This window comes from Lentzea guizhouensis, assembly GCF_001701025.1.
Lineage (GTDB): Bacteria > Actinomycetota > Actinomycetes > Mycobacteriales > Pseudonocardiaceae > Lentzea > Lentzea guizhouensis.
The window spans coordinates 3,518,256-3,530,543 of sequence record NZ_CP016793.1; the positions used below are offsets into that span (position 1 = coordinate 3,518,256).

Annotated in this window: 8 protein-coding genes; 6 read left to right on the forward strand and 2 right to left on the reverse strand. The window is 70.7% G+C overall.

The genetic code is table 11. The annotated features are described in order from the left end of the window. Positions 1 to 24 precede the first annotated feature (24 nt). From BBK82_RS17735 to BBK82_RS54140, 3 genes are read left to right on the forward strand one after another with little or no spacing between them, the layout of a single operon-like run. Entirely contained in the window at positions 25 to 342 is a 318-nt protein-coding gene (locus BBK82_RS17735; RefSeq protein ID WP_237048236.1) for a hypothetical protein, read from the forward strand. A gap of 9 nt (positions 343 to 351) precedes the next feature. After that, complete coding sequence (locus BBK82_RS17740) at positions 352 to 1,266, forward strand: WXG100 family type VII secretion target (protein ID WP_237048237.1); 915 nt, start codon at positions 352 to 354, stop codon at positions 1,264 to 1,266. Between the two features lie 8 nt (positions 1,267 to 1,274). Next, positions 1,275 to 1,421: a hypothetical protein gene (locus BBK82_RS54140; protein ID WP_237048238.1), complete on the forward strand. Its 147-nt coding sequence runs from the start codon at positions 1,275 to 1,277 to the stop codon at positions 1,419 to 1,421. Between the two features lie 87 nt (positions 1,422 to 1,508). Here the strand turns inward: BBK82_RS54140 and mycP are convergent, their stop codons facing one another. Both mycP and eccD read right to left on the reverse strand, forming a co-directional pair. Beyond that, positions 1,509 to 2,984: a type VII secretion-associated serine protease mycosin gene (gene mycP / locus BBK82_RS17745; RefSeq protein ID WP_065915988.1), complete on the reverse strand. Its 1,476-nt coding sequence runs from the start codon at positions 2,982 to 2,984 to the stop codon at positions 1,509 to 1,511. Next, on the reverse strand, positions 2,981 to 4,384 hold the full coding sequence (gene eccD / locus BBK82_RS17750) for a type VII secretion integral membrane protein EccD (RefSeq protein ID WP_065915989.1): 1,404 nt from the start codon (positions 4,382 to 4,384) through the stop codon (positions 2,981 to 2,983). Before eccD ends, mycP begins: the two co-directional genes overlap by 4 nt. A gap of 245 nt (positions 4,385 to 4,629) precedes the next feature. On the opposite strand from eccD, the gene eccCa reads away from it, so the two are divergent. The 3 genes from eccCa to BBK82_RS17765 all read left to right on the forward strand — a co-directional run bounded on the left by eccCa (position 4,630) and on the right by BBK82_RS17765 (position 12,173). Beyond that, complete coding sequence (eccCa, locus tag BBK82_RS17755) at positions 4,630 to 8,643, forward strand: type VII secretion protein EccCa (RefSeq protein WP_065915990.1); 4,014 nt, start codon at positions 4,630 to 4,632, stop codon at positions 8,641 to 8,643. Between the two features lie 802 nt (positions 8,644 to 9,445). Beyond that, positions 9,446 to 10,264 carry an AfsR/SARP family transcriptional regulator gene (locus BBK82_RS17760; protein WP_170067930.1) on the forward strand — a complete coding sequence of 273 codons (819 nt, stop codon included), beginning with the start codon at positions 9,446 to 9,448 and terminating at the stop codon, positions 10,262 to 10,264. Next, positions 10,179 to 12,173 (forward strand): tetratricopeptide repeat protein, encoded by a 1,995-nt coding sequence (locus BBK82_RS17765; RefSeq protein ID WP_065915992.1) that lies wholly within the window; start codon positions 10,179 to 10,181, stop codon positions 12,171 to 12,173. The genes BBK82_RS17760 and BBK82_RS17765 overlap by 86 nt, the downstream gene beginning before the upstream one ends. Positions 12,174 to 12,288 lie beyond the last annotated feature (115 nt).

The following is a 12,288-nucleotide window of genomic DNA, read 5'->3' on the forward strand; positions in this document are numbered from 1 at the left end:
CAACCGTTGGTGGAGGGACAGTCCGTGGCCGGTCGCATCACCGTCAACCCCGAGTGGCTGGAGAAGTACGCCGACCGGATCGACGGCACGACCGACGACCTGCGGCGCGTGCGGGACGCCATGAAGGTGTCGCCGCTGCGGCCCGAGTCGTTCGGTGAGATCGGCAGGACCCTGGGCACCGCCCAGGGCTACGCGCGGGCGGCCGAGCTGCTGAACTCGCAGCTCGCCCGTGCCTGCGACACCCTCGACGCGGCGGCCAAGGGGCTGCACGCTGTGGCGCAGCACCACGGGTACAACGAGGAAGAGGCCGAGCACGGCCTCAAGAAGGCCGATCGCAGGTAGGGGAGCTCGATGGTGGCCGTGGACGGCAGGCAGATCGCGGCCGAGGTGGGGCCAGAGCTCGACTTCCTCTCGCGGGTGAGCCGCAAGCTGGGTGTGGTCGACCTCGTCCACGAGTTCTTCGACCCGCTCGTCGGTGACTGGAACGACCTGCGCGAGGAAGCCGAACGCTGGCGCAAGGCGGCCAAGGTGACCGAGGCGGTCACCTCGCACGTCGCCGGCCCGCTCGGCGGTGTCGACGCGGCGTGGCAGGGCAAGGACGCCGACGCGTTCCTGGAGCACATGCGCAAGGTCGGGCTCGCCGGCGGTGACATGGCCGACGCCATGAACGCCATGGCCGACGCCCTCGACGAGACCGCGGACGCCGTGCGCGACATCGTGCAGGACATGGCCCACGTGCTGGCCGACGCCGCGGACTCGGTGTCCGGCACGGCGTCGCTGCCGCTGGAGGGCGACAACCGGGCCCGAGCGCACATCGAGGACCTCAAGGACCCGGTGCGCGAGCTGTTCGAGTCCGGGCGGCAGGTGCTGGAGGCGTTTCTCAAGCTGTGCGACGGGGTTTCCGGCGCGGAGGGCGACTTCGGCGCGGTGCGGATGGAACACCGCTACCCCGAGCAGAACTGGACCTACGCCGCGCCTGCCAAGCCCGCGGTGGTCGCGCCGGAACCGGCCGGGGCGTCCGCGACGGCGGCTGCGGGCACTGCTGCGGGCGTCGGTGGCGGTGCTGTCGGCGGTGGAGGCAGTGGCGTCGGCGGCGTCGGTGTGTTGGCGGTGTCGGTGCGCCGGCCGCGGCTCAGCAGATGCAGTTCGGTGGGGCCACCGGCGTCAGTGAGACGCTGCCGCCCGCCGAGCGGGGTGCCGGGGCGCAACCGGCTGCCGCGGCCGCTGGTGGCCGTTCTGGGGGCGCTCCCGGCGGTGGGGCGATGATGGGCGGCATGGCACCGATGATGGGCGCCATGGGCGGTGGCGGGCAGCAGGGCGGCGACAAGGAGCACAAGCCGAAGCAACGGCTCAGCGGCTCGATCGACGACCTGCTCGGCAAACCGAAGAAGGCGGCGCCGAAGGTGATCGGCGAGGACTGACCCCCGCACCACCGGCATCAAGCCGCAACGACAACGGCCCCCGCTCGAATCCCGAGCGGGGGCCGTTGTCGTTGCCGGGTGGTGGAACTAGGCCGGGCTACCGCGTTTGCGGTTCGAGTTCCGGACGAACAGCGTGAGCGCCAGCAGCACGGCACCGACGCCGATGCCCGACAGCGCGACGATGATCGGCGGCCAGTCCAGGCTCTTCGGCGGCGTCGGCGAGGTGACCATGACCTCGGGCTGCGGTGCCTTGAAGCCGGGTGCCTCCGACGGGAGCACCGCGGTCAGCGCCGCGACCGGGTTCACCATGCCGTGGCCGGTCTTGTGGTCCTTGCCGGTCACGTTGCCCGGCTGCAGGGCCGTGGCCTTCAGGCGCGCCATGACATCGCGGGCCTTGAGCTTCGGGAACCGTTCACGCACCAGCGCGGCGATACCCGCGACGTAGGGCGAGGCGAAGCTGGTGCCCTTGATGTCGCTGGTGCCCTGCGCGGTGACGTTCGCGTTGGTCAGGCCGTCGCCCTTGGGGTCGACCGAGATGATCTCCTCGCCGGGGGCGGCGATGCCGACCCACGGGCCCCAGACGCTGAAGTCGGAGACCGCTCCGGACCGGGCGATCGACGCCACCGAGAGCACGTCGTCGGCGAACCACGCCGGCGACGAGATCACCTTGACGTTGTTCGGGTCCATGTTGTCGTTCTGGGCCGGACAGCCGTTGCCGGCATCGTCCCTGTTGCCCGCGGCCGTCACGACCAACGCGTCCTGGACGTCGACCGCGTACCGGATCGCCGCCTGCAGCGCCAGGTCGTCCGGGCTGAACCCCTTGGGGCTGCCGCAGTTCGTCAACGAGATGTTGATGACGCCCGCGCCCTTGTCGGCCGCCCGCACGATCGCCTCGGCGAGCGTCTTCACCTTGCCGGCGCCCTTGCGCGGCTCGTTGGTCGCGTCGCCCTTGAACTCGTACCGGTCGCTGGTCTGGCGGATCGCCAGGATCCGCGCGTCCGGTGCGGCGCCGACGAAGTCGCCCTCGGTCTTCTTCGCCGCGGCGACGCCGGCCACCTCGGTGCCGTGGCCGTCGCAGTCGTCAGTGCCGTTCTTGGACTTGTCGACGTAGTCGCCGCCGGGGTCGACGCGACCCGCGAGACGCGGGTTGCGGGGGTCGACACCGGTGTCGATGATCGCGATCACGACGTTCTTGCCGGTCGCGAACCGGTGCGCCTCTTCGAGGTTGAGGCTCAGCTGGCCCCACGGCATCTCTTCGATGAGCTCGTTCTTGGTGTCGGACGCCACGCACTCCTTGTTGGTGCGCACGTAGGTCACGTCCGGCTGGCCGCTGTCCCTCGGCGGCGCCGTTCCGGGCGGCAGCGGTGGCGGCTCCGAGTTCGACCTGGGTGCCGAGCCCGTCGACGACGTCGGTGCCGCGGCGGACGTCGAGGACGGCGGCTGGGCCGATGACGGCGGCTGGGCCGACGACGGCTGGGCGGAGGCGGCGGGTGGCACCGCCCCCGTCAGCAGCAGCAGTCCGGCGGTCGCGGCCGCCGTGGTGCGCCTGATGCCGGTCCTCATGGCGTGATCAGGCTCCGGAAGACCGAGTACATGTCCATGACCGCGAGCGCCAGCGGCACCACGGAGGCGATCAGGATCGCCTCCAGGATGTCCACGGTGCGGCGCAGCGGCGGCGAGAACTTCTGGCCGGGGAAGATCACACCGAGCACCAGCGCGGCCGCGCCCAGCACCAGCAGCGTGCCGAACACGAAGACGATCAGGTTGAACTCGGACGCCTTGGCGATCCAGCCGATCAGGATGCCGGCCGCGGCGAACATGCCGGTCGACAGCAACGCCACGGCCTGCGCGCCGTTCGCGTACGCACGACCGCGCATCATCAGCACGATCGCGACGACCACGCCGTAGATCGGGCCCCAGACCGTGCCGTCACCGGAGGCGACGATCGCGGCGAGCGCGGCGACCACACCGGTGCCGATGATCATGCCGGTCAGGTACTCGTGGGCGACGGCGGTCCGGCGTTCGATCACCGCGAACTCCGGGAAACCGCTGTCCTCCTTCAGGTCCTCGGCACTCGTCGGCACGACGGGCGGCGGGATCTTGGCGAGCTGCAGCGTGAGCCTCGGCAGCATCGACATCGCGCCCAGCGCCACCGCGCCGGCCGCCGCGGCCACACCGGGCAGCGGGTGCTCGACGAACGTGGCGACTAGGAACGCGAGCGCGGCGATCGTGCCGGCCGTCGCCGCGGCGATGAACACCGTGACGCCCTGGCCGATCAGCAGGATTCCGGCCCACGCGAAGATCATCATCAGCGCGGAGGCGAGCAGCATCTTCGGTTCGAAGTTGACGCCCGGCACCGCGTGGAAGCCCGCGACGAACGCCATCGGCAGCGACCCGCACGCGGCGATCAGCACACCGGTCGACGACGCCTTGTAGGCACGCGCGATGGTCGCGCCCGTGGCGAGCGTGGCGATGGCGGCGACACCGGCGGCGATCGCGGCCGCGAGAGCGCTTCCCTCGCCTGCCGTGGTGATCGGGCCGGACAGGAACAACGCCACCGCGGAGCCGATCAGCGCGAGCGCACCGGCGAGGTGGCCGAACTTCTGCGCGGTCTCCTTGGTCCACGGGCGGAACGAGTCCGGGTCGGACTCGGCGATCGCGTCGACCACGTCGTCGTACAGCGGCGGCGGCGGGTTCTCGTTGCGGCGCCGCAGCTGCAGCAGCTCACCGTCGACCACGCCGAGCGACGCGAGCGTGCGCGCGGGGTCGAGCGGGCTGTCGCCGAGCTTCGCGAGGCACCATCCGCCGTGCCGGACACCGCCGTCCGGAGTGGCCTCTCTCGCCATGTCCAGCAGCATGGGCAGGAGATCGGCCACCGCCACGTCGGCAGGCAGCGCGACGTCGATACGCGTTCGAGGTGCCACCACCGTGACACGGCTGAACACCGTCGTACCGGTCGCCACCAGGGCCCCCTAAGTCAAGTCGATCAGTCACATCAGCGCTTGCGGAACAACGGCCCGACCCTATTGGTCCACCTGGACGCTCGGCGGGCGGCCCTAGTATGGCCGCACCGGCGCCTTCTGCACGTGTGGTTCGCAGAACACGTTCGACTGGGTTTTTTCCCGACCCACCTTCGTGACGCGCGCGGATGCGCAATAGTGTCGGTTGCTACTGGTGGCGTAACAAGAGTCGAAGAGGTGCCTGTCAGTTGAGCACGCTGCAGTTCAAGCGAACGGCACGCCTTGCTGCTCCCCGGCCTCCGGGCGGTGAGGTCCACCTCGAACCGCCACCCGAGGTCCCCCGCATCATCCCCGGCAACATCATGATGAAGGCAATGCCCGTCGTCATGATCGTCGCGTCCGTGGGCATGATGGGCATGATGTTCGTGTACTCGAACAGGCAGCCCATGGCCATGCTGATGCCCGGCATGATGCTGATCTCGACCGTCGGCATGATGGCGAGCGGCATGGGCTCCGGCAAGGGCCAGAAGAAGGCCGAGATGAACGAGGACCGCAAGGACTACCTGCGGTACCTCGGCCAGATGCGCGACAGGGCCCGTGAGGCGGCCGACGAGCAGCGCGCGGAACGCGAGTGGGTGCACCCGGACCCGCAGCAGCTCTGGTCCCTCGCCACCACCAGGCGCATGTGGGAACGCCGCCAGAACGACCCCGACTTCTGCCACCTGCGCGCCGGCCGGGGCTCGCAGCGCCTCGCCACCCGCCTGGTGCCGCCGCAGACCGGCCCGGTCGAGGAGCTCGAGCCGATCGCCACGCTGGCACTGCGCCGGTTCGTCCGCGCGCACTCGCTCGTGCCGGACCTGCCGATCTCCATCGCCCTGCGCGGGTTCGCCGCCGTCGGCCTGCTCGGCGAGATCGAGGACCGCCGCAACCTCGCACGCGCCCTGCTCGCCCAGCTCGTCACGTTCCACGCCCCGGACGACCTGATCATCGCCGTCGTCAGCGCGGGCCGCACCAAGCAGCAGTGGGAGTGGGCGAAGTGGCTGCCGCACGTGCAGCACCCCACCGACATCGACGGCATCGGCCAGCGCCGCATGATGGCGAACTCGCTCGCCGAGATCGAGGCGATGCTGGACGAGTACCTGCGCGACCGGCAGCGGTTCACCCGCAACGCCCCGCCGCCGCCCGACCAGCCGCACATCGTGATCGTCATCGACGACGGCGACATCAGCCGCGAAGAGATGATCATCCTGGAGGAGGGTCTGGTCGGCGTCACGCTGCTCGACCTCTCCGAGTGCCTCGGCAACCTGACCGCCCGCCGCGGTCTGCGCCTGGTCATCGAGAACAACCAGCTGGGTGCCCGTTCCGCGAGCGGTGTCGAGTGGTTCGGCGCGCCGGACGGGCTGTCTGTCGTCGAGGCCGAGGCACTGGCCCGCAGGCTCGCGCCGTACCGCATGGGCGCGGCCGGTGAGTCCTCCGGTGACGGTGGCGAGGACCCGTTGGCGATGAGCAACAACCCGCCGCTGCTCGAGTTCATGGGCATCCCCGGCGACCCGATCACGTTCGACGTGCAGCAGGCGTGGCGGCCCCGGCCCAAGCGCGACCGCTACCGCATCCCGTTCGGCATCGGCGAGCACGGCCAGTCGGTCGAGCTCGACATCAAGGAAGCCGCCGAGGACGGCATGGGCCCGCACGGCCTGTGCATCGGCGCCACCGGTTCCGGCAAGTCGGAGTTCCTCCGCACGCTGGTGCTCGGTCTGCTGGCGTCGCACTCGTCGACCGCGCTCAACATGATCCTCGTCGACTTCAAGGGTGGTGCGACGTTCCTCGGTCTGGACAAGGCACCGCACGTCGCCGCGACGATCACCAACCTCGCCGGCGACCTCAGCCTGGTCGACCGCATGAAGGACGCCATCGCCGGTGAGGTCTCGCGCCGGCAGGAGGTCCTCGCGAAGGGCAACTACAAGAACGTCTGGGACTACGAGAAGGCCCGCGAGAACGGCGCCCAGCTCGACCCGCTGCCCGCGCTGTTCATCTGCATCGACGAGTTCTCCGAGATGCTGACGGCGAAGCCGGACTTCATCGACATCTTCCTCCAGATCGGTCGTGTCGGCCGGTCGCTGCAGATGCACATGCTGCTGGCGTCGCAGCGGCTCGAGGAAGGCAAGCTGCGCGGTCTGGACACGTTCCTGTCGTACCGGATCGGTCTGAAGACCTTCAACGCGGCGGAGTCCCGTGCGGCGATCGGTGTGCCGGACGCCTACGAGCTGCCGCCGATCCCGGGCTCCGGCTACCTGAGCGTGCAGGGCATGCCGCTCACGAGGTTCAAGGCGCTCTACGTCTCGGGCACCTACCGGCCGTCGGGCATGCAGTCCGCCGGTGAGTCGGTGGCGGTGCGCAGCGACAAGCGCCCGCGGTTCTTCGTGCCGGACTTCATCGAGATCCCGAAGGAGCCGGAGCGGCCGGTCGAGCCGGTCAAGGTCGCGGAGCCGGTCAAGGAGGACGCGAACGAGCCGACCCAGCTCGAGCTCATCGTCGACCGCCTCGTCGGCCAGGGCCCGCCGGCGCACGAGGTGTGGCTGCCGCCGCTCAACGAGCCGCCGACGATGGACACGATGCTGCCGCCGCTCGACGTGACGCCGGACCGCGGCCTCACGCCGCCGCAGTACCCGGCCAACGGCATGCTGCAGATCGCGGTCGGCGTGGTCGACAAGCCGTTCGAACAGCGCCGCGACCTGCTGTGGGCCGACTTCTCCGGTGCCGCCGGCCACGGTGCGGTCGTCGGTGGTCCGCAGTCGGGCAAGTCGACGCTGCTGCGGTCGATCATCGCCTCGATGGCGCTCACGCACACCCCGCAGGAGGCGCAGTTCTACTGCATCGACCTCGGTGGTGGCACGCTCGCCGCGATGGAGAACCTGCCGCACGTCGGTGGCTTCGCCGGCCGTCTCGACGTCGACAAGGTCCGCCGCATGGTGGCCGAGCTCCAGACCCTGATCACCGAGCGCGAGCTCCGGTGGCGCGAGCAGCGGATCGACTCGATGGTCGAGTTCCGCAACCGCAAGCGCCGCGGTGAGATCAAGGACGACCACTTCGGCGACGCGTTCCTGGTCGTCGACGGCTGGATGAACTTCCGCCAGGAGTTCGAGATGGTCGAACCGCAGATCCAGGCGCTCGCCGCCCAGGGTCTGTCCTACGGCGTGCACGTGATCGTCGCCGCCAACCGGTGGGCGGAGATCCGTCCCGCGATGAAGGACCTCCTCGGCACCCGCTTCGAGCTCCGCCTCGGTGACCCGAGCGAGTCCGAGATCGACCGCAAGGTCGCGGCCAACGTGCCACCCGGCCGTCCCGGCCGCGGTCTGACCGGCGACAAGCTGCACTTCCTCACGGCACTGCCGCGCATCGACACCTCGCAGGACCCGACCACGGTCTCCGCGGGTGTCCAGGACCTCGAGGCCAAGCTCAACCAGGCCTGGCAGGGCCCGCGCGCGCCGCAGGTCCGGATGCTCCCCGACGTGCTCGAGCACGCGCAGCTCATGGCGCAGGTCCAGCAGACCAACCCGAACCGCGGCCACCTGGTCCCGGTCGGCGTCAACGAGGACGAGCTCGCGCCGGTCTACTTCGACTTCGACGCGGACCCGCACTTCATGGCGCTGGCCGACGGCGAGTCCGGCAAGACGAACATCCTGCGCACGATCGTCCGCGGCATCATGACGAGCTACACCTCCTCGGAGGCGCTGATCGTCCTCGCGGACTACCGCCGCACGATGCTCGGCTTCATCGACACCGACCACCTCCTGACCTACGCCGTGTCGGCCACCCAGTTCGCCGACACGGTCAAGGAGGTGCGGGGCTCGCTCAGCCGCCGCATGCCCGGCCCCGACGTCACCCAGGAGCAGCTCAAGAACCGCTCCTGGTGGACCGGCCCCGAGGTCTTCGTCATCGTCGACGACTACGACCTCGTCGCCCCGCAGGGTGCCGCCAACCCGCTGCAGCCGATCGCGGAGTTCATCCCGCAGGCCAAGGACGTCGGTCTGCACGTCGTCGTCGTCCGCCGCATGGGTGGTGCCTCCCGCGCCATGTACGACCCGGTGATGGGCAAGCTGAAGGAGATCGCGGCCCCGATCTTCGTCGGTTCCGGCTCGAAGGAGGAGGGCGCCATCGTGGGCAACCTGAAGCCGTCGCCTCAGCCTCCCGGCCGCGGCACGCTGGTGACCCGCAAGTTCGGCCAGCAGCGCATCCAGTTCGCCTGGATCGCACCCGAGTAGGACCGGACCGCTCTGCCTGGTGGCCCTCGCCGTTTCCGACGGCGGGGGCCGCTCTGGTTCTCCGGGACTGAAGGAGAAAGGGCCCGCAGCCTCTCGGCCACGGGCCCCGCACAGGTAGCAGGGGTTCTACCTGTCCCCCAGCGACCGGGCTGCTTCTCGAGAAGGTGTCCCCCAGGACCACCCTCCGTCGAACCGGTCGAGGACGACTCTGCCGGACACCGCTCACGCCCGGCTCACACTTCGATGACACCGCGGAGAGCGGTGGTTCGTGAGCAAGGAAAAAGGGCCCGCAGCCGAAGCCGCGGGCCCACCGAACAGCAGGGGACTGTCCGGTTCCCCCATGACCGGTGTCCGTCCGGCCCGAACCCACTGGGGAGGGTCGACCCGGCAGGACCACGACGAGCGCAACACCCCCCAAGCTTGCGTTGCCGCTCTCGTCGTCCGGCTGAGGACAACTCTGCCCGGTCGCGCTCACACTTCGGTCACACCGCGCCACCGCCCCCGCACTCGCCGCTCGACGAGGGCACACGTGCGAGCCGGGCGGCGGGTCGAGACGAATGTGGGCCGAGGGCCGGCCGGCATGAAGGCCGAGATCGGTGAGGCGGAGGCGGCTCGCGGCCACTGCCGGAACGCGCTCGACATCTACGACGACCTCGGGTTCGCCAAGGCCGACGAGGCGCGTCCTGCTCGGGCGGGCTGAGCGGCCGGTCCGGCCACGATGAAGAGGGAGGTAACCGCGGCCGGACCAGCCACCAATATGGTCGACCTGAGCGCTCACATTCCGGTCACAGGGGGAGGGAACGTGGTTGTCGAGTACCGGGTGCTCGGCCCGTTGGAGGTGCTGAGCGACGGCGTCGCCGTGCCGGTGCCCGCAGGGCGGTGCCGGGTGCTGCTGGCCACGTTGTTGTTGCGTCCCAACCAGGTCGTCTCGATCGACGTGCTGGTCGACCGGCTCTGGGACGGCGAGCCGCCGTCACCGGACCGGGCGCACAAGACGCTCCACACGGTGGTCATGCGGCTGCGCCAGGCGCTCGGCGATGCGGACTGCGTGCGCACTTCGACCGGCGGTTACCTCGCCGAGGTGGCGGCGGACGCGCTCGACCTGACCCGGTTCCGCCGGCTGGTCGCGGCCGGGGACCTGGCCGCCGCCGTCCGGTTGTGGCGCGGGCCGATGCTCCTCGACGTGCGGTCCGACACCCTGCACCGGCACGACGTCCCGCTGGTGACCGAGGAGTGGGTGCACGCGCTCGAACGGCGGATCGGCGCCGACCTCGACGCCGGCCGGGCCGCCGAGGTGGTGCCCGAGCTGCGCGGCCTCACCGCGCAGCACCCGTTCCGCGAGGCGTTCTGGGGCCAGCTGGTGCTGGCGCTCGCGATGTCGGGGCAGCAGGAACGGGCGCTGGCCGCCTACCAGGAGATCCGGACGCTGCTGGCCGACGAGCTCGGCGTCGACCCGGGCGACGAGCTGCAGGCCGTGCACCGGCGCGTGCTCGCGGGTCCGGTGGCGGTGCGCGAGCCGGCGCGCGCCTGGGCCCGTGCCGCGCCAACTGCCGACGACGACACCCCGGTTCGTCGGGCGGTCCTCCGAGCTGCGCGACCTCACCGAGCTGGCCGGCCGTGACGGGCTGGTGGTCGCGGCGATCACCGGAACCGCGGGCGTCGGCAAGACGACCCTGGCCGTGCACTGGGCGCGCGGGGTCGCGGACCGCTCCCCCGACGGGCAGCTCCACGTGAACCTGCGCGGCTTCGACCCGCACCGCGAACCCGTGGCGGCCACCGACGCGCTCAGCCGGTTCCTCGAAGCGCTCGGCGTCGCGTCCGAACGCGTCCCGGCCGACCTGGAAGCGAGAGCGGCGCTGTACCGCAGCCTGGTCGCAGGCCGCCGCGTGCTCGTCCTGCTGGACAACGCCCGCGACGCCGACCAGGTCCGGCCGCTGCTGCCCGGTTCGGCACCGGCACGGGTCCTGGTCACCAGCCGCAACCGGCTCACCGGCCTCGTCGTCCACGAGGACGCGCACGAGCTGGCTCTCGACGTGCTCACCCCGGACGAGGCACACGCGCTGCTGGTCAGCAGGCTCGACGCGGGCCGGGTGGAGGACGCCGACGAGCTGATCAAGTGGTGCGGCGGCCTGCCGCTGGCCCTCGCGATCGTGGCGGCCCGCGCCGCCCAGGCGCCGAAGCTGCCGTTGTCGGCGCTGGTCGCGGAGCTGGCCGACGAACGGACCAGGCTCGACTCACTGGACACCGGGGACGCGGCCACCAGCGTGCGCACCGTCTTCCAGTGGTCCTACCAGCAGCTCAGCCCGGCGGCGGCGCGGCTGTTCCGGCTGCTCGGCGTGCATCCGGGCCCGGACGTCACCGTGCCCGCGGCGGCCAGCCTCGCCGGACTGCCGGTGGACGGGACCCGCGAGTGCCTGCGTGAGCTGGTGCGGGCGAGCCTGCTGGTCGAGCACTCGGCGGGCCGGTTCAGCTGTCACGACCTCTTGCGCGTCTACGCGGCCGACCTCGCCGAGGCCGAGGAGTCCGTCGAGTCGCGGGCCGCGGCACTGGAGCGGACGCTCGACCACTACCTGCACACCATGATCGGCATCGACTCGGACCACAACGAAGGTTCGTACGTGCACGAACTCGTGCTCGTACCGGCGACGGGGGTGCTACCGGAGCGGCTCGTGGACCGGCCGGCGGCAGACCGCTGGTTCCGTGCCGAACGCCAAGTGCTGAGAGCGGTCATCGTGCACGCGCAGCAGCAACAGCACCTGGACCGGTACGCCTGGCAGCTGCCGTGGTTCGCCATGGAACTCATTGAGCGGATCGGCCCGTGGCAGGACTGGATCTGGGCACTCGAGGGTGCGATGGCACCCGTCACCCGGCTCGGCGACCTCGCGTGGGCCGCTCGTTTGCTCTTCACCCAGGCGATCGCACACGTCAGGCTGGGCCGGGTAGAGGACGGCATGGCCGAGTTCGATCGCAGCGCCCGCCTGTACCGGGAGGACGGCAAGGTCTCCGGTCAGGTGCGTGCGCTGAACGGGGTGGCCTGGACCTTGACGCTGCTGGGCCGGCCGCGAGAGGCGTTGCAGGTGGCGAAGGACGCGTTGGCGCTCATGCGTGCCGATGCGAGCGCGACGCCACGACAGGTCGGCATGGCGATGCACCAGGTCGCGTCCGCACTCGTCGCGCTGGGCGAGTACCGGGAGTCGCTCGAGTGTTGCGCGGAGTGGGAGGCGGTGGCCGGAACCACGATCACACCGAGCTGGGTGGGACTGCTCATGATGACCAGGGCCGAGTCCTACCTGGGGCTCGGCGAGTACGACCGCGCGATCGAAAGCTGTCATCGTGCGCTTGAGGGGTTCGAGCGCATGGGTGCGTGGGAGAACATCGCCATCACGCACAGGTTGCTCGGCGACGCGCACCACGGCCTCGGCGATGCCGGAGAAGCACGGCGCTGGTGGACGGAGGCGTTGGAGGCCTACGAGTTCAACCAGCACTCGGACGCGGACGAGGTGCGGGCCAAGCTGGCCGAACTGCCCTGAGAACTGGTGAGCGGTGCTGGTGGCCCCCCAGGAACTTTGCCACCAGCACCGCTGAGGAGAACTCTGCCAGGGGCCGCTCACACTTCGCTCACGCTCTGATCACAGCGCCCTAGAC

Bases quoted from the DNA above. Each gene is read 5' to 3' on its own strand.
- BBK82_RS17740 (WP_237048237.1), top strand. From the start codon at position 352: ATGGTGGCCGTGGACGGCAGGCAGATCGCGGCCGAGGTGGGGCCAGAG.
- mycP (WP_065915988.1), bottom strand. From the start codon at position 2,984: ATGAGGACCGGCATCAGGCGCACCACGGCGGCCGCGACCGCCGGACTG.
- BBK82_RS54140 (WP_237048238.1), top strand. From the start codon at position 1,275: ATGGCACCGATGATGGGCGCCATGGGCGGTGGCGGGCAGCAGGGCGGC.